13 protein-coding genes and 2 CRISPR repeat arrays (1 of these 15 only partly in view) are annotated in these 20,146 nt (G+C 72.3%); of the genes, 12 read left to right on the top strand and 1 reads right to left on the bottom strand.

Annotated features, from left to right (window positions below; translation table 11 throughout):
- Positions 1 to 1,858: a CRISPR direct-repeat array (repeat unit 29 nt; unit sequence CGGAGCACCCCCACGTGCGTGGGGAGGAC); it reaches 744 nt to the left of the window's first position.
- 123 nt (positions 1,859 to 1,981) lie between these two features.
- From cas3 to OC439_RS12260, 12 genes are all read left to right on the top strand, one after another.
- Positions 1,982 to 4,747: a CRISPR-associated helicase Cas3' gene (cas3, locus tag OC439_RS12315; protein ID WP_262013512.1), complete on the top strand. Its 2,766-nt coding sequence runs from the start codon at positions 1,982 to 1,984 to the stop codon at positions 4,745 to 4,747.
- Positions 4,748 to 4,839: 92 nt separating this feature from the next.
- The gene (casA, locus tag OC439_RS12310) at positions 4,840 to 6,321 is read left to right on the top strand and encodes a type I-E CRISPR-associated protein Cse1/CasA (RefSeq protein WP_262013511.1); all 1,482 of its coding nucleotides are present in this window, start codon (positions 4,840 to 4,842) and stop codon (positions 6,319 to 6,321) included.
- Positions 6,318 to 6,971, top strand: a complete 654-nt coding sequence (gene casB / locus OC439_RS12305) for a type I-E CRISPR-associated protein Cse2/CasB (protein ID WP_262013510.1) — start codon at positions 6,318 to 6,320, stop codon at positions 6,969 to 6,971. The genes casA and casB overlap by 4 nt, the downstream gene beginning before the upstream one ends.
- Complete coding sequence (cas7e, locus tag OC439_RS12300) at positions 6,968 to 8,110, top strand: type I-E CRISPR-associated protein Cas7/Cse4/CasC (protein WP_262013509.1); 1,143 nt, start codon at positions 6,968 to 6,970, stop codon at positions 8,108 to 8,110. Before casB ends, cas7e begins: the two co-directional genes overlap by 4 nt.
- Positions 8,107 to 8,892 carry a type I-E CRISPR-associated protein Cas5/CasD gene (gene cas5e / locus OC439_RS12295; protein ID WP_262013508.1) on the top strand — a complete coding sequence of 262 codons (786 nt, stop codon included), beginning with the start codon at positions 8,107 to 8,109 and terminating at the stop codon, positions 8,890 to 8,892. The genes cas7e and cas5e overlap by 4 nt, the downstream gene beginning before the upstream one ends.
- Entirely contained in the window at positions 8,889 to 9,509 is a 621-nt protein-coding gene (cas6e, locus tag OC439_RS12290; protein WP_262013507.1) for a type I-E CRISPR-associated protein Cas6/Cse3/CasE, read from the top strand. Before cas5e ends, cas6e begins: the two co-directional genes overlap by 4 nt.
- Positions 9,510 to 9,550: 41 nt before the next feature.
- Positions 9,551 to 10,468, top strand: coding sequence for a type I-E CRISPR-associated endonuclease Cas1e (gene cas1e, locus OC439_RS12285; protein ID WP_410054916.1), 918 nt, complete (start codon positions 9,551 to 9,553; stop codon positions 10,466 to 10,468).
- A gap of 1 nt (position 10,469) precedes the next feature.
- On the top strand, positions 10,470 to 10,811 hold the full coding sequence (gene cas2e / locus OC439_RS12280; RefSeq protein WP_166455443.1) for a type I-E CRISPR-associated endoribonuclease Cas2e: 342 nt from the start codon (positions 10,470 to 10,472) through the stop codon (positions 10,809 to 10,811).
- Between the two features lie 18 nt (positions 10,812 to 10,829).
- Positions 10,830 to 11,527: direct repeats of the CRISPR family, unit length 29 nt; unit sequence GTCCTCCCCACGCACGTGGGGGTGCTCCG.
- A gap of 421 nt (positions 11,528 to 11,948) precedes the next feature.
- Positions 11,949 to 15,134: an ABC transporter permease gene (locus tag OC439_RS12275; RefSeq protein ID WP_262013505.1), complete on the top strand. Its 3,186-nt coding sequence runs from the start codon at positions 11,949 to 11,951 to the stop codon at positions 15,132 to 15,134.
- Entirely contained in the window at positions 15,131 to 17,854 is a 2,724-nt protein-coding gene (locus OC439_RS12270; RefSeq protein WP_262013504.1) for an FtsX-like permease family protein, read from the top strand. Before OC439_RS12275 ends, OC439_RS12270 begins: the two co-directional genes overlap by 4 nt.
- A 1-nt stretch (position 17,855) precedes the next feature.
- Positions 17,856 to 18,890: an ABC transporter ATP-binding protein gene (locus OC439_RS12265; RefSeq protein ID WP_047893122.1), complete on the top strand. Its 1,035-nt coding sequence runs from the start codon at positions 17,856 to 17,858 to the stop codon at positions 18,888 to 18,890.
- Positions 18,890 to 19,615: an ABC transporter ATP-binding protein gene (locus OC439_RS12260; RefSeq protein WP_262013503.1), complete on the top strand. Its 726-nt coding sequence runs from the start codon at positions 18,890 to 18,892 to the stop codon at positions 19,613 to 19,615. Before OC439_RS12265 ends, OC439_RS12260 begins: the two co-directional genes overlap by 1 nt.
- A gap of 46 nt (positions 19,616 to 19,661) precedes the next feature.
- Here OC439_RS12260 and OC439_RS12255 read toward each other — a convergent pair whose 3' ends face one another.
- Complete coding sequence (locus OC439_RS12255; protein ID WP_013284835.1) at positions 19,662 to 20,114, bottom strand: GNAT family N-acetyltransferase; 453 nt, start codon at positions 20,112 to 20,114, stop codon at positions 19,662 to 19,664.
- Between the last annotated feature and the right edge of the window lie 32 nt (positions 20,115 to 20,146).

Below are 20,146 nucleotides of genomic sequence, written 5' to 3'. Positions count from 1 at the left end.
GGAGCACCCCCACGTGCGTGGGGAGGACACCCCGTTCACGGTGGAGGTTCCGGCGTACGGCGGAGCACCCCCACGTGCGTGGGGAGGACGCGAGTTCACCGAAACCCACTGCGGGCCGACGCGGAGCACCCCCACGTGCGTGGGGAGGACACGGCGAACAGCTCCTTGTTCTTCGCGTCGAGCGGAGCACCCCCACGTGCGTGGGGAGGACGCCGCGTTGAGCGTGACGATGTTGCCGCTGGCCGGAGCACCCCCACGTGCGTGGGGAGGACGACACCAGCGACGGCACGCTCCCGCCCTACAGCGGAGCACCCCCACGTGCGTGGGGAGGACCGCAGCTCCTCCAGCTCCGCCCGCAACTGTGCCGGAGCACCCCCACGTGCGTGGGGAGGACACCAGCGTCGCCATGTCCGTCCAGATGACCAGCGGAGCACCCCCACGTGCGTGGGGAGGACGGCAGCCGCAGCGCGGCGGCGAGGTTGTCGCGCGGAGCACCCCCACGTGCGTGGGGAGGACCGGGGTGGCCGGGTCGAGGTGCTTGATCGGGCCGGAGCACCCCCACGTGCGTGGGGAGGACTTCAGGTGGCCGGTGTCGACCGGGACGAACAGCGGAGCACCCCCACGTGCGTGGGGAGGACATGCACCGACGCATCGATGCGGCCCGGGCTGTCGGAGCACCCCCACGTGCGTGGGGAGGACCCGGTACAGCGCGGCCCGCTTCGCGCGGGCGGCGGAGCACCCCCACGTGCGTGGGGAGGACCGAAGCCCCGCCGATCGGGGGATGCGGCGGGGCGGAGCACCCCCACGTGCGTGGGGAGGACGCCGAACACGGCCTGCACGCCGGTGGACCGCGCGGAGCACCCCCACGTGCGTGGGGAGGACCCGCAGCGGGCGGCCGACGGCTGGGACGACTACGGAGCACCCCCACGTGCGTGGGGAGGACGAGCGGATGGCCTCGGCGGCGGCGAGGCGGTCCGGAGCACCCCCACGTGCGTGGGGAGGACCAATCGCTCGGCGGACCGTCCCGACAGACGTTCGGAGCACCCCCACGTGCGTGGGGAGGACGTCTCGTCGGTGTCGGGCTTGTCGGCCGTGGCCGGAGCACCCCCACGTGCGTGGGGAGGACGAAGAGTGCACGGTGACCGGCGACACGGCCAACGGAGCACCCCCACGTGCGTGGGGAGGACGTGGTCAAGCTCAAGCAGCAGCTGACCGACATCGGAGCACCCCCACGTGCGTGGGGAGGACCGCACGGTCGCCCCCGGCACCCGTGGCGACGACGGAGCACCCCCACGTGCGTGGGGAGGACGTGACCGCCAGCCCGGTCAGCCGGTCGCCCGCCGGAGCACCCCCACGTGCGTGGGGAGGACTCGGCAGCACCCCGCCGGAGATCCCGCCCGTGCGGAGCACCCCCACGTGCGTGGGGAGGACCAACTCGCGCTCGCGTTCGCGCAGCCGGTCGCGGGAGCACCCCCACGTGCGTGGGGAGGACGGCGGGGCGGGCGGGAACCTGTGGGGCGGGCACGGAGCACCCCCACGTGCGTGGGGAGGACAGGTCAGCGGCGAGCAGAGCGTCCGCGATCTCCGGAGCACCCCCACGTGCGTGGGGAGGACCCCGGCTGCGCGGTCGCCATCAGCCGATCCATCGGAGCACCCCCACGTGCGTGGGGAGGACTCCAGGGAGCGGACCACCCGCCATGGCTGTCCCGGAGCACCCCCACGTGCGTGGGGAGGACACGACCGCCTCGGGCACCACCGCGCCGCCGCGCGGAGCACCCCCACGTGCGTGGGGAGGACGTCCACCGCGACTGCGACGGCGAACTCGTGGACGGAGCACCCCCACGTGCGTGGGGAGGACACTTCGCCACCTGCGGTTCTATCCGCCCGCTGAGCAGTTCTGCACTGGCGGGGCTGAAGTGTCGTACGGCCGTGGTTGCATGCGGTTGCCCTCACGAGCGGATGTGGAGCGGAGGCGATCGGTTTGGGTTTCGACCATGAAACGGTCGACGCCGGGATCTGGGGTAAGTCTAGCCAGCTCCTGAAGCCGTACCCGTTGCTGTGGCACTTGATCGACACCGCTGCCGTCGCCGGGGAACTGTGGGACCGTTACCTGGCACCGAATCAGCGCCGCGTCATTGCGGAAGGGCTTGGCACCAGCGATTCTCACGCCAAGTCGTTGGTGATGTTCTGGGCAGGGCTGCACGACGTCGGTAAGGTCTCGCCTGGCTTTCAGAAGAAGAACGAGGCTGCCTTCGGGGCGCTGCTCGCTTGTGGCTTGTATGAGGACACGTCAGGCGATGGTTCGCTCCGTCACGATGCGGCCGGCCAGTTGTGTCTACCCAATCTTCTGGGGTCACTCGGATATTCCCAGTCGGGCCGTCGCGTCAGTAGCCGTCCGGCGTATCGCGTGGCTCAGGTCGTGGGCGGCCATCACGGACGTTTCCAGCAGACCAGCGGCCCACACAGCGGGCGGCAGCAACTGGGTGAAGGCGGCTGGGCGCGACAGCGTGCGGCGTTCGTGCGGGTGGTGCATGAGGCAGTGGGCTGCCCCGAGCCGCCGCCGGCCGTGACCGCGCCGACCAGTGTGCTGGTCACGGGGCTTGTGATCCTCGCCGACTGGCTGGCCAGCCAGGAACACTTCTTGGTCGAGCAGTCGTCGCGGGTGCCGCAGCGCACCGATGCCGCCAGCGCCTCGGCGCACCTCGCTGGCCTGGCTGCGCCCGTCCGCACCTTGCTCGACGATGCGGGCCTGGTGGCGCCGCTGTACCGATCCGCGGGGTTCGAGGATCTGTTTCCGCACCGTCCGAACGCGCTTCAACGGTCCATCCTCGACGAGATGCTTCCGGTGGTTGATGGGCCAGGGCTGGTGGTCGTGACGGCTGCGACGGGGGACGGGAAGACCGAAGCCGCGTTGGTGGCAGCCCGGAGGTTGGCCGAGGTGTGCGGCGCGCACGGGTTCTTCTTCGCCTTGCCGACGATGGCGACCTCGGACGAGATGTACCGCCGCGTACGCGCATTCGCCGCCAAGCTGGCCGCCGGGCCGGCACCGGTCACCCTGCTGCACAGCATGTCGTGGCTGAACGCCGAGTACGAGGCTCGGGCCGCCGCCGACCTCGCCGATCCCGGCGAGGTGATCTCCGACGATCCGAGCCGCGACGTGATGGCGACCGATTGGCTGCGTGGCCGCAAGCGCGGACTGTTGGCCCCGATGGCGGTCGGCACCGTCGACCAGGCACTCCTGGCCGCGCTGACCACCAAACACAACGCTCTACGCCTGCTCGGCCTGTCGGGCAAGGTGTTCGTGGTCGACGAGGCGCACGCCTACGACGAATACATGACGACCCTGCTGTGCCAGCTCCTGAACTGGCTCGGAGCGTACGGATGCCCGGTTGTCCTGCTGTCGGCGACGTTGCCGTCGTCGCAGGCGGCGACCCTCGTGCGGGCGTACGAGGAAGGTGCCGGGGTCGAGCGGCGGGCGTGCGCCGTGCCGTATCCGGGTTGGACGTACGTGCCGGCAGCCCAGGAACGTGATCCGCTCTCGATCTCACCGCAGGCGCGAGAGGCGCTGGTGGCGGGGCGGAGCGTGGAGTTCACGCTCGACGTACGCCCGGTGCGTCACCTCGACGGGCCGGTGAGCGATCCGGCCGACCGACGAGACGTGGTGCGGCAGGTGCTCGCGCCGCTCGCGGAGCACGGTGGGTGTGCGGGCGTCGTGTGCAACACGGTCAACGACGCACAGCAGACCTATCGGGTGATCCGCGACTGGATGCCAGCCGGAGTGGATGTGATGCTGCTGCACTCCCGATTCCCGGCCCGCCGACGGGAAGAGATCACCGCAGCTATCACCGGTCGCATGGGCAGAGCCGGCGACCGGTCACGTCCGACGGTCGTCGTTGCTACCCAGGTGATCGAGCAGTCACTGGATCTCGACTTCGACCTCCTGGTGACCGACCTGGCCCCGATGGCGCAACTCCTGCAACGGGCCGGCCGATGCCATCGGCACGACCGGCCGAGGCCGAGCTGGGCGGAACTGCCGCGGGTGGTGGTCCTCGACCCGCGAGGGGCAGATGCTACGGCACACGCGAAGCCCGCTGCCTGGGGTGACGTGTACGCGCGATACCTGCTGCGGGCGACGCACCAGCGCCTCGCCGGCATCGACACGATCGCGGTGCCGCACTCGGTGCAGGACCACGTCGAGGCGGTGTACGTGCCGCCAACCATCCGACACGACCAGGTGCTGAGCGCGGAGTACGACGAGTACCGGGCCGGCCGGAGCGTGGAGCGAGGGGCAGCCGAACTGGGCGTCATCCCGAGCCCGGACGAGGTGACCGACCTGGAATCGCTGAGCCGCACCGAGACACCGGAATGGCGCGCGTCCACCCGTCTCGGCGCCGAATCGGAGCGCGTGCTCTGCTGCTACCTCGATCCGGACGGCGGCCAGTGGCTCGACGCGGAACGCCGGACTCCGCTCCCACAGCACGGTTCCAGGCGTGACGGGCGGTTCCGGAACGACGAGGTACGGGCGATCCTCCAAGAGACGATCCCGGTGCGGGCCGACCTGATCCGGGGACACGAGCCCTCAACCGAGTTGCCGGCGGCATGGAGTGAGAACACCTGGCTCAAAGAAATCCGCCCGCTATGGATGCCGATCAGTCCCCGCGGCCCCGGAGCGGCCGTCTGGGGAAACCGATCGGCTCATCTCGATCCAGAACTCGGACTCGTTGTCACTTCCATAGGTGCGGGATGAGCCGATGGTGGAGTCATTCATCTGACATGAGGCTTCGCATCGAGCCGTCGACTCGGCACCCTCATCCGGTCTGCCTTCAGGAGTCATGCTAAGTGATGATATCTTTCGATCTAATTGATCGACCGTGGATACCGGTGACGGCCGGCGGTGAATCCGAGTTGGTCGGGCTTCGTGAGCTGTTCGTCCGGGCGACGGAGTTCGACGATCTCGTGCTTCCGGTGCCGCCGGCCGCGTCGGGGCTGTGGCGGATCCTGTACGCGATCACTGCCCGCGTGACCGGCCTCGACGCCCTGCGGGGGGACCGATGGCGGCAGCGGCAGGAGCAGGTGCTCGATCGGGGCGGGTTCGTCGCGGAGGACGTGGACGCCTACTTCGAGAAGTATCGCGGTCGTTTCGACCTGTTCGACTCTCGTCGGCCGTGGATGCAGGATCCACGGCTCGCCACCGAGTGTCCGAAGTCCTCGGGAGTCAACAAGCTGGTTTTCGACCGTCCGGCCGGCAACACGCAGGTGTGGTTCGGCCACCACACGGACGCAGACCCGGCGGCTCTGGCACCCGGACAGGCGGCATGGTACCTGATCGCGCAGTTGTACTACGGCGCTTCCGGAAGATGCAGCAGCCGCGAGGTGGCCGGGCAGAAGTTCGCCAACAGCAACGCCGGCCCGTTGCGGGGCGCCATGTCGTATCACCCGCTCGGGGAGAACCTGTTCGAGTCGCTGGTGGTAGGCGTGCCCTCGCAGGTGTCCGGGCAGGACGAGGGACCTGACCTGTGCCCTTGGGAGCGCGACGAACTATCGGAACCACTGGGTGTGCCGTGGGAGATGTCCTGGCCGTGTGTCGCGTTGACCGGCCGCGCCCGGCATGCGGTGCTGCTGGTTCCGGACGCCACCGGTGCGGCGGTGACGGACGCCTACGTCACCTGGGCGTGGCGGCTTCCCGGTGCGTCAGTTCGCGACCCGTACGTCGTGCACCGGCAGAACAAGGAAGGCGGCTGGTACCAGTTGCCGGCTGACGGGTCCCGGGCGTTGTGGCGGGACGTCGATTCCCTGCTGGGCGGCAACAGTGAGGTCCAGAGCCATCGCCCCGACATCATGACCACCGCGGCGGATCTCGAACTCGACGGGCGGGTCCGTGCGTACGGCTTCGACCAGGACGGGCAGGCCAAGGACCGGCAGTGGTTCACCGCCGTGACCCCGCCGATCCTGGGCTGGCTGCGGGAACGTGACCCAGCGACCGCCCATGGAGTGGCGGCGCTGACCCGGTCGGCCGAGTCGGTCGGCCGGCGTGTCGGTTTCGTGCTGCGGCAAGCCTGGCGTGAGGCAGTCAACGTCAAGGATCGGGAAGGTCCGTGGGCACGTGTAGGCGAGGCGTACTACTGGTCGCGGGCCGAGGCGGTGTTCTGGGAGCACGTCAAGGACGGCCGGTTCTCCGAGGGCGGCAGATCCTTCGCCCGGCTGGCGCACGAGGCCATCGACCACGCCGCGGACGACGTGACCTCACCACGGTTGGTACGGGCAGTGCAGACGGCGCATCGGCTGCTGTCAACCACATCGAAGAAGGGATCCGCAACATGACGTCCGCGGACACCGAGGAAAGGCACTCCGACGCCTTCGTGCGGCGGATCACCGAGCAGTGCCTCCGCGATCGTGGCCGACGTGCGGCGCTGCGCCGCGGGCTGCGTCGTCCGCCCGAGCAGGCGCACACCATGCACGCCGTCGTCGCCCCGCTGCTGCGGCCGTCGATGCGACAGGACCAGGAGTACGCCTATTACGCCGTAGCGGCGATGATCGCCGCTACGGTTCGGGACCGGCCGATCATCGGCCGTACCGACGAGACCGTCGAAGCCGACGAGGCCGAGGATTCAGCGACCGGTGACACCGGGCGGGAAAGCCGGCCCAACCTGGGCCAGTCGTTGGCCTGGGCGGTGTGCCGGCCAGGACCGGGACGCCGCGCGATGAACCGGGCCACCGCCGAGAAGCGGCTGCATCTGCTGGTCCGCCAGGGCTACCCGGGCGTCTACCAGCACCTGGCAGGCGTCGTCCGGCACCTCGGCGCGGTCGAGTCCCAGGTGGACTGGGCGCAGCTTCTCGACGACCTCTGCCGGTGGCGGTACTACCGCGACCAGGTCGCCAAGTCCTGGCTTCAGTCGTTCTACCGCACCCTGCACGACGCCGACCGCCGTGCCGAGAAGCAGCACCACCCGAGCCTGGAGGAATCAGCATGACCGCCCGCTACATCGACATCCACCTGCTGCAAACCGTGCCGTACGCCAATCTCAACCGCGACGACCTGGGCTCGCCCAAGACGGTGCGTTTCGGGGACGCGGACCGTACCCGGGTTTCCAGCCAGAGCTGGAAGCGGGCCGTACGGCACGAGTTGGAGGCGTCGTCCGGTGACGCGGCCAAGCGGACCCGGCAGCTACTGCAGGCCGTCCAGGCGCGGCTGGTGAGGCAGGGCTGGGAGACGGAGCTGGCGGCGTTCGCCGCCGCGCAGGTCATGGCGACGCTCGCCACGATCGCGGTCAAGACCGATGGCTTCAAGGTCGACAAGGAGTCCGGCGAGGCGCAGGTGCTGTTCTACCTGCCGGAGCGGGCCTTCGACGAGCTGGCCGACGTCTGTGTGCAGCAGCGTGACCGGCTCGTCGGTCTGCACGCCGGTACGGTCAAGCTCAAGAAGGGCGAGGCGTCGCTTCCGGCCGACGCCGTGCGCGCGGCGATGGCCCGCCGCAACGACGTGATCAACCTGTTCGGCCGGATGCTGGCGGAACTGCCGGGCACCAACGTGGACGGCGCGGTGCAGGTCGCCCACGCGTTCACCACCCACGGCACGGACCCGCAAGTCGACTTCTTCACCGCCGTGGACGACCTGAAGCAGGACGCCGACCAGGCCGGCAGCGGACACATGAACAGCGCTGAGTTCAGCACCGGCACGTTCTACCGGTACGCCAGCGTCAACCTGCGCGACCTCGCCGACAACCTTGGCGACGCCGCCACGGCGGTCGAGCTGACCTCGGCGTTCCTGTCGGCGTTCATCACCGCCATGCCGCAGGCGAAGAAGAACTCCACCGCGCCGTTCACCGTCCCCGACCTGGCCTACATCGCCGTCCGTGGCGACCGGCCGGTGTCGCTCGCCAGCGCCTTCGAGGTGCCGATCCGGGCCACGCTCGACAGCGGATACGCCGATCCGTCGCGGCGGCAACTCGCCGACTACGCCGGCCGGATCTACCGGCTGATCGGCGACCGTGGGTTGATCTACCACGGGTACGCCAGCATCGACGACAAGGGGTTGGAACAGCTCGGTGAGACCCGACCGAGCTTCGACGCCCTGATCGCTGCCGCCGTCGAACGCGTGAGGGCGGAATGACGGGTCTGCTGCTGCGGTTGGCCGGGCCGATGCAGTCGTGGGGTGACCACAGCACGTTCAGCGTCCGGGACACCGCCACCGTCCCGACCCGCTCGGCGATGATCGGCATCATCGCCGCCGCCCAAGGTCGGCGGCGCGGCGAGTCGATGAGCGACCTCGCGGCTCTGGAGTTCACCGTTCGCGTCGACCGGCCCGGCAGCGTCATGTACGACTTCCACACCGTCGGCGGTGGCCTGCCACCGGAGCGGACCGTGCCCACAGCGGAGGGCAAACGGCGGGCGGCGGGCGCCGGCACGATCGTCTCGCGCCGGTTCTACCTGGCCGACGCCGTGTTCACCGTCGCGGTCACCGGCCCGGACGTGCTTATCGGCCAGGTTCACAAGGCGTTAACGAGCCCTGTCTGGGCGCCGTACCTGGGACGTCGCTCGTGCCCGGTGGAGCAGCCGTTCGTGCTGTCCGGCCCGATCGCCGACGCCGTGGGCCACCTGGAACGCCTGCCCCTCAACCGGTGCCGTCCCAATCGCGATGCGGCCTCCGTGAGCGTGGACTTCGTGACAGGAGGGCCGGGCGGCGATGGCACCGCAAGCCGGATGACGCTCAACGACGTACCCGTGGATCTTGATTCGGCGGCGGCGGCGGCGGGGGAGCGGCGTCCGCGCCGCCGCTTCCTGACCCGTGAGGTCCACGTCAGCAGCCGCAGCCTGCCGGTCGATCTGTGCGCGGGCATCGGCGTGAAGTATCTGGACGTACTGGACGAGCATCTGCGAGGAGTCCGCACGTGACCGCCTGGCTGACCCGAATCGCACCCGACCTCCGCCACCCGGCGGCGCGACGGGATCTGCGCGACATCACCGCCGTGCACCGCAGGGTCATGTCGCTGGTGCCGGACGACCTGGGCGAGCAGCCGCGGCAGCACGCCGGTGTCCTCTTCCGGCTCGATCACACCACTTCCGGTCCGGTACTGCTGATTCAGACGACCCTGCCGCCGGACCCGGCCCGGCTGCCGGACGGCTACGGCACCGTCGACACCCGCGATGCCAGTCCACTACTCAAGGCGCTGGTTGCCGGCATGCCGGTGCACTACCGGATCGCCGCCAACGCGTCCAAGCGAGCGTGGAAGGGCGACAGCGCCGGCAAGATCGTCGCGTTGTCCGGTCAGCAGGCCGAGCAGTGGTGGCAGCGCAAAGCCGAGACCGCTGGCCTCGACCTGCGCCACCTGCGTGCCCAGCCGCAGCCGGCCGCCCGCGGCCGTGCCGTTCCGGTACGCCACGCCATCACCCTGTTCGAAGGGCAGGCCGTGATTGCCGACGCCGACCGGGTGCGCGCCGCCGTGCTCAGCGGCATCGGTCGCGGGCGCTCGTTCGGCTGCGGACTGCTCAGCCTCGCCCCAATGCGGTGAGCGCCAACGCCCGACAGCGGCTCGCCGCGCCGACCCTGGCCATGCTGCCCCGAGTGGCGGACTCGCTGGGCTTCCTCTACGCCGACATCGTCCGCATCGTCCAGGACGACACAGGCGTTCTCGCGCAGGTCGACACCCCGAAAGGAACCGAACGCGTCTACCTGCCCACCGCTGCCATCAGTTGCCTCCTCCTCGGCCCCGGCACGTCGATCACCCACCGTGCCCTGTCCACCCTTGCCCGGCACGGCACCACGGTCGTCTGCGTCGGCTCCGGCGTGGTTCGCTGCTACGCCGGCATCACTCCCACCTCGCTCACCACCAACTGGCTGGAGAAGCAGGCCCGGAGCTGGGCTGACGACCACAGCCGGCTACAGGTGGCGACACGCATGTACGAGCATCGCTTCGGCGAGTCCGTAGCCGAAGGCACCACGCTGGCCCAGCTTCGCGGCATGGAGGGCCAGCGCATGAAGGCGCTCTACCGGCTGATGGCGCAGAAGTACCGAACCGGCAAGTTCCGCCGCAACTACGACCCCGACGCCTGGGACACCCAGGACCCGGTCAACCTGGCGCTGTCCGCAGCCAGCGCCAGCCTCTACGGGGTGGTGCACGCCGTCATCCTCGCCCTGGGCTGCTCACCGGCGCTCGGCTTCGTCCACAGCGGCACCCAGCACGCCTTCGTGTACGACATCGCCGACCTCTACAAAGCCAAGGTCACCGTGCCGCTCGCCTTCTCCCTGAGCACGTCAGCCCAACCCGAACGAGACGTACGACGCAAGCTGCGAGACGAATTCCGTCTGCTCAAGCTGATGCCGACAATCGTCGCCGACATCCAGCGCCTACTCGATCCCGACAGCGCACCCAAACAGCGTCAACCCGCTGCCGAAGTCACCTCGCTGTGGGATCCGGAGATGGGCGCCATGCCGTCCGGGGTCAACTACGGCTCGGACCCGTGGGACTGACATGGCCTCGATGGTCGTCCTCGCCACCACCGCCGTCCCCGACCACCTCCGGGGTGCACTCAGCCGCTGGATGATCGAAGTGACCCCCGGCATGTTCGTCGGCACGCTCTCGGCCAAAGTCCGCGACGAACTCTGGAATGCCGCGAGTGCCGTTGTGGGCGATGGCGCTGCCGTCCTCATCCATCCGGACGACACCGAACAAGGCTTCTCGCTGCGGACAGCGGGAGAGCGCCGACGCCGCCCGGTCGACTTCGACGGCCTCACCCTCGTGGCCATGAGCCCGAAGGAAGACCCACGTGCCGCTCAAGAGCCGGTCGAAGAAATCTGGCCGGAGGGCTGGTAAAACCGCAGGTCGCGAAGTGTCCTCCCCACGCACGTGGGGGTGCTCCGTACGCGAGCGCGAAGGGCTGCGCCGCGTACCTGTCCTCCCCACGCACGTGGGGGTGCTCCGACGTACACGATCTCCGTGTACGTGTGGGTGCCGTCCTCCCCACGCACGTGGGGGTGCTCCGGTGTAGACGGTCGGCACCCGGACGGTGGCGGTGTCCTCCCCACGCACGTGGGGGTGCTCCGGTGGCCAACCGCGAGATCGGACGCTGGATTCCGTCCTCCCCACGCACGTGGGGGTGCTCCGCGCTCGGGTCTGCCGGTGTCGCGGGTTCCGCTGTCCTCCCCACGCACGTGGGGGTGCTCCGGCGCTCGACGTGCTCGACGAGTTCCTGTCGCTGTCCTCCCCACGCACGTGGGGGTGCTCCGGCACGCGAGGCGACCAAGGAGCGCGACGCTCTGTCCTCCCCACGCACGTGGGGGTGCTCCGGACATCGCGGAGCGCCGAACGATCGGAGATTACTCCTCCCCACGCACGTGGGGGTGCTCCGGGAATACCACCGGTATCCTCTTTCGACTCAACGTCCTCCCCACGCACGTGGGGGTGCTCCGGAGACGGTGATGTCGGATATCCCTGACGGGCTCCTCCCCACGCACGTGGGGGTGCTCCGGACGGCGACCCCGTGCGGACGTGGACCAAGGTGTCTTCCCCATGCACGTGGGGGTGCTCCGGGCTTGGGCGAGTCCGCCGAGAAGTAGGCGCCGTCCTCCCCACATGAGTGGGGGTGTCAGCGTGCCGGCAAGGGCAGGGTGACGTCCGCGTTGCCGGTGCAGGGCGATGGCGTCCGTCGCAGCCCGAACACCAACGGCCCGGCCCTTCTGTGGGATGGACTGTCCGACCGGTTACAGACCGAAGCCCTGAAGGACCCGGCGCATGCCACGCCGGTCCTGGCTCTGTCGGCCTGGAGCAGCCACCAGGGCACGTGCACCTGTCGACACCAGCGGTCACGCCGTAATAGACCCTACGGTCGCTCCCCGGGTCCGGGGCGCTGTGCCGCAGGCCGATAACGATCATGTAACGGGAGCGAACCTTTTGCGGGGTGTCACTGCTCTCTCTCGGCATCGGCCCGCCGGGGCCAGGAGAGGACGTCGGATGAAGCTGGTGTGGAGGCGGGCGATAGAGGCCCGTGGGCTGCTGCTCGCCGCCGCTGTCGCGGCACTCGTCGCGGTCGCTTTGGTCACCGGGCTCTCCGACTACAACCGCCGGGCGGTGGACGCGGGCGCCCGGGCGGTGCTCGACGCCGCCCCGGCCGAGGAGCGCAGCCTGCTGATCAGCGGCTCCGGCGGCGCCGACGCCGCCGCGTTCGCCGAGCGGGACCGGGCGGTACGGGAACAGTTCGCGAACGGGCTCGGCGGCGCGCCGGTCACCGTGGCCGCGAGCCGCGCCGGGACCGGGCGGGAGCTGACCGGGGACGTGGGCGCCGCCCGTACCGACGACGACCCGATGTTCGCCAACCTGGCCACGCTCGACGACCTGCCGGCGCACGCCGAACTGGCCGCCGGGGCGTGGCCGGTGCCCGGCAGCAACCCGTTGCAGGTGACGTTGCCGGAGAAGGTGGCCGCGCAACTGAGCCTGGAGGTCGGGGAGCGGGTCCCGCTGTACGACCGGGGCGCCGAACGCGCCGGCACCGTGGTGGTCGTGGGCACGTGGCGCCCCCGGGACGCCGCCGAGGCCTACTGGCGTCTCGCCCCCGGGGTGGGGGAGAGCCAGGGCGACGCGGAGATCACCTCGTACGGGCCGTTCGCGCTCGACCCGGCCGACTTCGCCCGTATCTTCCCGGGCTCCACGTCGGCGGCCTGGGTGGTCGACCCCGACCTGGTGGCGGTCGAGCCGGCCCGGCTGCCCGCCGTGACCACAGCGCTGGACGAGATCACCGGGAAGCTGCCCGAGGCCACCGGCCTGGGCTCCTCGACACAGCAGGTCAGCCACCTGGACCGGCTCGTCGACCGGCTCAGCCGGGCCGACCTGGTGGGCCGGTCCGCGCTGCTCACCCCGCTGCTGCTGATCGTGGTGCTCGGCGGGTACGCGCTGCTGCTGGTGGCCGCGCTGCTCAACGAGGACCGGCGGGCGCAGACCGCGCTATTGCGGGCCCGGGGCGCCGCCCGGGGGCAGATCGCCGGGCTGGCCGTACGCGAGGCGACGCTCGTGGTGGCGCCGGCGCTGCTGCTCGCCCCGGCGCTGACCGGGCAGGCGATCCGCTACCTGGGCGCGGACCTGGGGCTTGCCGACGGCGACCTGGCCCGGGTGTGGGTGGTGGCGGTCGGTGCGGCGGTCGGCTGCCTGCTCGCCATGGTGCTGCCGGCGATGCGCCGGGCCGGCACGTACGTCGCCGACATGGCGGCCCGGTCCCGCCCTTCCCGGGGCGCGGCGGTGCAGCGGGCGAGCGTGGACATCGCGTTGGTGGCCCTCGCCGTGCTCGCCTGGACCCAACTGCGGCAGTACTCCTCGCCGCTGGCCGGCGCGAACGGCAGCCTCGGCATCGACCCGCTGCTGGCCGCCGCACCCACCATCGGCGTGCTGGCCGGCGCGGTGATCGCGCTGCGGCTGCTGCCGCCGACCACCCGGCTCGCGGAACGCTTCGTCGACCGGCGCACGTGGAACGCCACCATGTTCGGCATGTGGCAGGCGGGCCGCCGCCCGCACGCCGGCCCGGTGCTGCTGCTCGCGCTCGCCGTCGGCGGCAGCACGCTCGCCTGGTCGCTGGTGGCCTCCTGGGAACGCTCGCAGCGCGACCAGGCGCAGCACACGGTCGGCGCGGACCTGCGGCTGACGGAACGGGACGGCACCGCCCCCGCGGATCGGGCCGCCCAGCTGGCCGCCGTGCCGGGCGTGGACCGGGTGCTGCCCGCCTGGCGCGACGACGTACGTGTGGGCCGTGAGGCGCGCCCGGCGACCGTGGTGGCGTTCGACGCCGCCGCCGCGAAGGGGATGATCCGGCTCGACGACGCCGGCGGTGACGCGTCCACCGGCGCCCTGCTGGACCGGCTCGCGAACGGCCGGACCGCGCCGGCCGGCGGCGTCCTGCCCGAGGGGGCGAAGACGCTGTCCGGCACCGTGCGCACCCCGGTGGAGAGCATGTTCGACCGGCCCCGGGTGGCGGTGACCGCGTTGTTCACCACCGACGCCGGGGCCACCTGGCGGGTCCGGCTGGCCGAGGCCGGCGGGGACGGAAAGCCGGTGCGTTTCTCGGTGCCGCTGCCCGACAGCGGCGGCGTCCCGCTGCGCCTGGCCGGCGTCGAGGCCGACGGCGGCGACGCCACCGGCAGTTCCTATCGGCTGCTCCTGGACGAGCTGCGGCTCACCGACGCCGCCGGGGCGGCCCTGCCGGTGCCGGTGGAGGGGGCGTGGCGGGTGATCGACCCGGGCGCCGGGCCGCGCGACACCGCGAAGGCGAGCCCGACCCGGATCGACGGGACGCAGGGCTTCGACGTACCGGCCGGACTGTTGCAGTTCGCCCGGATCCCCTCGTCCCGGTTCGCGCTGGTGCCGCAGGCGCCGGACCGTCCGGTGCCGGTGCTCGTCACCCCCGGCGTGGCCGCCGCGATGAGCGTCAAGACCGGCGACACGGTCAAGCTGTCCGTCGCCGAGGTGACGCTCGAGGTCACTGTGGTCGGCCAGGTCGCCGCGATCCCCGGCACCGGGGGCGACGGGGTGCTGGTGGACCTGCCCACCGCCACCACGCAGCTCCTTGAGCGCAGCGGCGGCGTCCGGCCGGTGGCCGAGTGGTGGCTGCGCACCACGCCCGGCGGGCACACCGCCGCCGCCGACGCGCTCGCCTCGACCGGCGGCACGGTGCTGCTGGACCGGCGGGCGGTGGCCGCCGAGGCCGCCGAGGATCCGTACTGGCAGGGCGCGCGCACCGGGCTGCTGGCCGCCGCGCTCGGCTCGGTGCTGCTCGCCCTGGTCGGGCTGGCGGTCGACGTCTGGGCCACCACCCGCCGCCGGCTCACCGAGTTCGCGGTGTTCAACACGCTCGGCGCGAACACCCGGCTGCTGGCCCGCGCGTACCTCGCGGAACAGACGTTCCTGGCCGCGATCGGCGTCGGCGTCGGCATGCTCGTCGGTGCCCTCGTCGCGGCCACCATGGTGCCGCTGGTGATCCTCACCCCGGCCGCCGGCCGGCCGGTGCCCGAGGCGGTCTTCACAGTGCCCTGGGTGCCGATCGGGGCGACGGCCGCCGGGCTGCTGCTCGCCGCGCTCGCCTTCGCCGCCCTCATCACCACAGGCATCCGCCAGCGGGTCGCCGCCGCGCAGCTCCGGATCGGAGGAGAACGATGAGCCTTCCTGGTGCCGCGCGCCGGGTTCGCGCATACGGGGGGCAGTTCCTGCTGCTCGCCGTCCTGACCCTGGTGACCGCCCTGCTGATCACCGGCGTGCCCCGGGTCGCCGACCGGCTGACCGGGCAGGGGCTCACCGAGTACGTGGCCGGGCAGCCGGTGGCCCGCCGGGATCTCACCTACAGCACCGCGCCGACCGCGTTCCCGCCGACGACCAGGACCGCCGTGACCGGTCACGCGGCCGAGCTGGCGCGGATCGAGAACACGATGCCGGGCGTGGTCCGGGACACCGTCGGCCAGCGCTGGTACGTCGCCCAGACCGTGCCCGGACGGCTGCGCGGCCCGGCGCTGGCCCCCGAGAAAGGGCTCATCGACCTGCACCTGCGGGCCGGTACCGGCATCCGGGAGGCCGCCACCCTGGTCGACGGGCGGTGGCCCGAAAGCGGGATCACGCCGGCCGGCGCGGTCGAGGTGACGCTCGCCGAGACGATCGCCGGCACGCTCGGCGTGAAGACCGGCGACCGGTTCCTGCTCCTGATCCTCGACCAGGACGACAACGTGCTCAAGTCCCTCCCGGTCGCACTGGTCGGCGTGTGGCGGCCGAACGACCCGGCCGACGGCGTCTGGGACACGCTTCCGTCGATGCTGAAGCTCACCCCGCCCGAGGGCGACGGCGACCCGTTCGTGGGCGTCGCCTACACCGCCGACGGGGGCGTCGACGAGGCCGTCGCGACCGGCTGGCCGGTGAGCTTCGGCTGGCGGTACCGGATCGCCCCGGACCGGCTCGAACCGGGCCGCCTCGACGCGCTCATCGCCGGGGTCGACGGGCTGGAGCGCACCCGTCCCGCCGTGGCGACGCTCAGCCAGGGCGTGGACATCCCGCTGCGGCGCTTCGCCGACTCCCTCGCGGCCGCGCAGACCCTGCTCGCGGTCATCGCCGCCGGGCTGCTCGCCACGCTGGCCGGGCTGACGCTGCTCGCCGCCCGGCTGGCCGCGCGCCGCCGCCGCGCCGAGTTCCACCTGATCCGGGCCCGCGGCGGCTCGACCGGCGCGGTGCTGCGCCGCGGCCTGGCCGAATCGCTGCTGGTGCTGCCGGCCGCGGCCGGGATCGGCTGGCTGCTCGGCGGGCTGCTGCCCGGCACCGGTGCGTCGTGGCGCTGGGTGGTGATCGCCGGGCTCCTGGCCACGCTGCTGCCGCCGCTCGCCGCGCTCGCCGTCGGCCGCCGGGCCGGTAGCCGCGCCGACCTGGGCGGCCGGTCACCCGCCGTCCGGCTCACCGTCGAGGTGGTCGTGCTCGGGCTCGCCGTGCTCGGCGCGTTCCTGCTGCGCCGCCGCGGGCTCACCGCCGGTTCGGTGGACCCGCTGCTGGTCTCCGTACCGGTGCTGCTGGCGATCGCGGCGGCGCTGCTGGCGCTGCGCGCGTACCCCTGGCCGTTGCGGCTGGTCAGCCGCGTCGCCGCCCGGGCGCGTGGCAGCGTCGCGTTCCTCGGCACCGCCCGGGCGGGCCGGGCCGCGAGCACCGGGCCGCTCGTCGTGGTGGTGCTGGCCGTCGCCACCGCCGCGTTCTGCGGCGTGGTGGCGACCGGCATCGAGACCGGCCGGGACACCGCCGCCGCCCAGGCCGTGCCCGGTGACCTGCTGGTACGCGGGGAGCGCTTCACGCCGGACACCGCGGAGAAGCTGGCCGAACTGCCCGGGGTACGCGCCGTCGCGCCGCTGCTCACCGTGCCGGCCGAACGCCCGTACGCCGACCGCGCCGGACGCCCCGCCCCGATCACCGAGCTGCGCGTGGTGCTCGTGGACGGGGAACGGTTCGCCGACGTGGCACGGCAGGCTGGCGTACCGGTGGACGTGCCCGACCCGGTGCGGGCCCGCGCCGACGGGAGCACGCCGCTGCCGGCGCTGGTGTCCCCGGCGGTGGCCGAGGAACTGGCCGACGCCGGGCTCGCCGACGCCCGGGGCGAGCGGCCCGCCTGGCTGGACGTGCAGGGCAACCGGCTGCCGGTGCGGACCGCCGCCACGGTCGACGGGTTCGCGCTCGTCGGCGAGGGCGTACGCCGGTTCGTGGTGCTGCCGTGGCCGGCGTTGCCGGCCGACGCGCCGCACCAGCTCGCGCCCACCGGTTTCGTGCTCGCCGGGTCCGGCGTGGACGCGGCCGAGGTGGACCGGGTGGCGCGGGACGGGCAGCGGCGCTACCTGCGCATCGGCGGTGTCGACGCCGGGGACAAGGCCCGCGCGCCGGAGGTGACGACCCGGGCGGCCGTGCGCGCCGACCTGGGCGGCACCGGCGTGAACGGCCTGCTGGTGTTCGGCTTCGTGCTCGGCGCCGGAGGCGGCGCCGCGCTGGGGCTGCTCGGACTCGCGCTCGCGGTGCTCGCCGGGGCCCGCTCGCGCGGGCAGGTGCTGTCCCGGCTGCGCACGATGGGCCTGTCCCGCCGGCAGTGGCGCGGCCTGCTGATGGTGGAGCTGACGCCGCTGGTGCTGGTGTCGGTGCTCACCGGGGCGGTGGTCGGCGCGTTGCTGCCGCTGCTGCTCACACCGGTGCTCGGGCTGCCCGCCTTCACCGGGGGCGTGGAGGTGCGCCCGAGTTTCGAACCCGGCCTGGTGGCCGGGGTGTCGGTCCTGGCCATGCTGGCCCTCGGCTTCGCGATCACCGTGGAAGCCGTGAACAACCGCCGGTTGCGCCTCGGCGAGGTGCTGCGGCTCGGAGAGGAGAGCTGACATGACCGCGACCGCTTCCGGCCACCCGGGCCCGGCGCGTCTCACGCCGCGTGACGAACCGTCGTCGGCCGTACCGGACCTGGCGTCGCTGCAACAGCGCGCCGCCCAGCGGGCCGCCGAACGGGCCGGTGGGCGCGACCGGCTGCGCGGGCACATCGTCTGCGACGGCCTGGTGCGCATCTTCAAGACCGAAGGCGTCGAGGTCGTCGCGCTCCAGGGCCTCGACCTGGTCATCGACCGGGGCGAGCTGGTCGCGATCGTCGGCGCGTCCGGCTCCGGCAAGTCGACGCTGCTGAACATCCTGTCCGGGCTGGACACCCCGACCGCCGGCATCGCCCGGGTCGCCGACTACGACCTGCTGTCGCTGTCGAACAAGCGGCGGCTGGCGTACCGGCGGGACGTGGTCGGGTTCATCTGGCAGCAGACCGGCCGCAACCTGCTGCCGTACCTGACCGCGCTGGAGAACGTGGAACTGCCGATGAAGCTGGCCGGACGGGCCGGCGGGGGACGCAAGCGGCGGGAACGGGCCCGCGAGCTGCTGGACATGGTGGGCGTCGGCTACTGCGCGGACCGCCGGCCGGGCCAGATGAGCGGCGGCGAGCAGCAACGCTGCGCGGTCGCCGTGGCGGTCGCCAACGACCCGGAGATCCTCTTCGCCGACGAGCCGACCGGTGAGCTGGACGAGGCCACCGGCGCCGAGGTCTTCGCCGCGCTGCGCACCATCAACGCCGAACTGGGGGTCACCATCGTGGTGGTCACCCACGACCACGCCGTGGCCGGCCAGGTCCGCCGTACCGTCGCGATCCGCGACGGCCGGACCGCCTCCGAGGTACGCCGGACCGCACGCGTCACCGCCGACGGCGGCACCGAGATGGTCAGCGAGGAGTACGCGGTGCTCGACCGCACCGGCCGGATGCAACTGCCGGCGCAGTTCGTGGAGGCGCTGTCCCTGCGCGACCGGGTCCGGCTCAACCTGGAACCCGACCACGTCGAGGTGCGCCCCGGCGACCGGACGCACGCCGAGGAGAGTGAGTGATGACCGACCAGACAGTGGTGCTGCCGGCGGAGCCGGGGACGGCCGTCGACGACGTGGTCCGGGTCGAGGGGGTGAGCCGCACCTTCGGCAAGGGGGAGCACGCCGTGCACGCCGTACGGGACGTCTCGTTCACTGCGGGACGCGGCGAGCTGGTCGCCGTCCGGGGCCGCTCCGGCGCCGGCAAGACCACGCTGCTGAACCTGGTCGGCGGCCTGGACCGGCCGGACGCCGGGCGGATCCGGGTGGCCGGGCACGACGTCACCGCCGCGGGTGAGCGGGAGCTGCTGTCGCTGCGCCGGGGCACCATCGGGTTCGTGTTCCAGACGTTCGGCCTGGTGCCGATCTTGTCCGCGGCGGAGAACGTCGGGGTGCCGCTGCGGCTGGCGAAGGTGCCGGCGGCCGAGCGGGAGCAGCGGGTGGCGGTGCTGCTGGAACTCGTCGGGCTGGGTGGGCACGCGGCGCAGCGCCCGTACGAGCTGTCCGGCGGCCAGCAGCAGCGGGTGGCGGTGGCCCGGGCGCTGGCGAACGAGCCGGACCTGCTCATCGCCGACGAGCCGACCGGTCAGCTCGACTCCGAGACCGGCCGGTCGATCATGGACCTGCTGCGCGCTGTGGTGCACGCCCGGGGCATGACAGCGCTGGTCGCCACGCACGACCCGGCGCTGATCGAGCTGGCCGACCGTACGGTCACACTGCGCGACGGCCGGCTGGTGTCGGAGGACTGATCCGGGTGCCGGGCCGCGCGCCTTCGGGCGGCGGCCCGGTGCCGGGTCAGAGCGCCAGCTTCATGCCCTCGTGGCTGGCCACGAAGCCCAGGTCGCGGTAGAACCGGTGCGCGTCGGCGCGCTGCTTGTCGGTGGTGAGCTGCACCAGCGCGCAGCCGTGCTCCCGGGCCCGGTCGATCGCCCAGCGCATCATCGTCCGGCCCAGCCCTCGGCCGCGCCGGTCGGAACGGACCCGCACGGACTCGATCAGGCAGCGTTCGGCGCCGTGCCGGCCCAGCCCCGGGATGTACGTGAGCTGGAAACAGCCCACCAGCTCCCCGCCGTCGTCGGCCACGATCAGATGGTTGCGCGGGTCCGCGTCCAGGTCGGCGAAGGCCCGCTCGTACGCCTCGTCCACCTCGGGCAGGTCGCGGGTGCGGCCCAGCACGTCGTCGGCGAGCAGCGCGAGCACGGCGGGCAGGTCGGCGCGAACCGCCTCCCGGAAGATCACCTCGGTCACCGGGCCAGCCTGGCACAGCGCCGCGCGCCGGT

This window comes from Micromonospora sp. Mcm103 (assembly GCF_024519755.1).
GTDB lineage: Bacteria > Actinomycetota > Actinomycetes > Mycobacteriales > Micromonosporaceae > Micromonospora > Micromonospora aurantiaca.
Note: the sequence above shows the minus strand (reverse complement) of the source record. Positions and strands in the feature narration are given on the sequence as shown.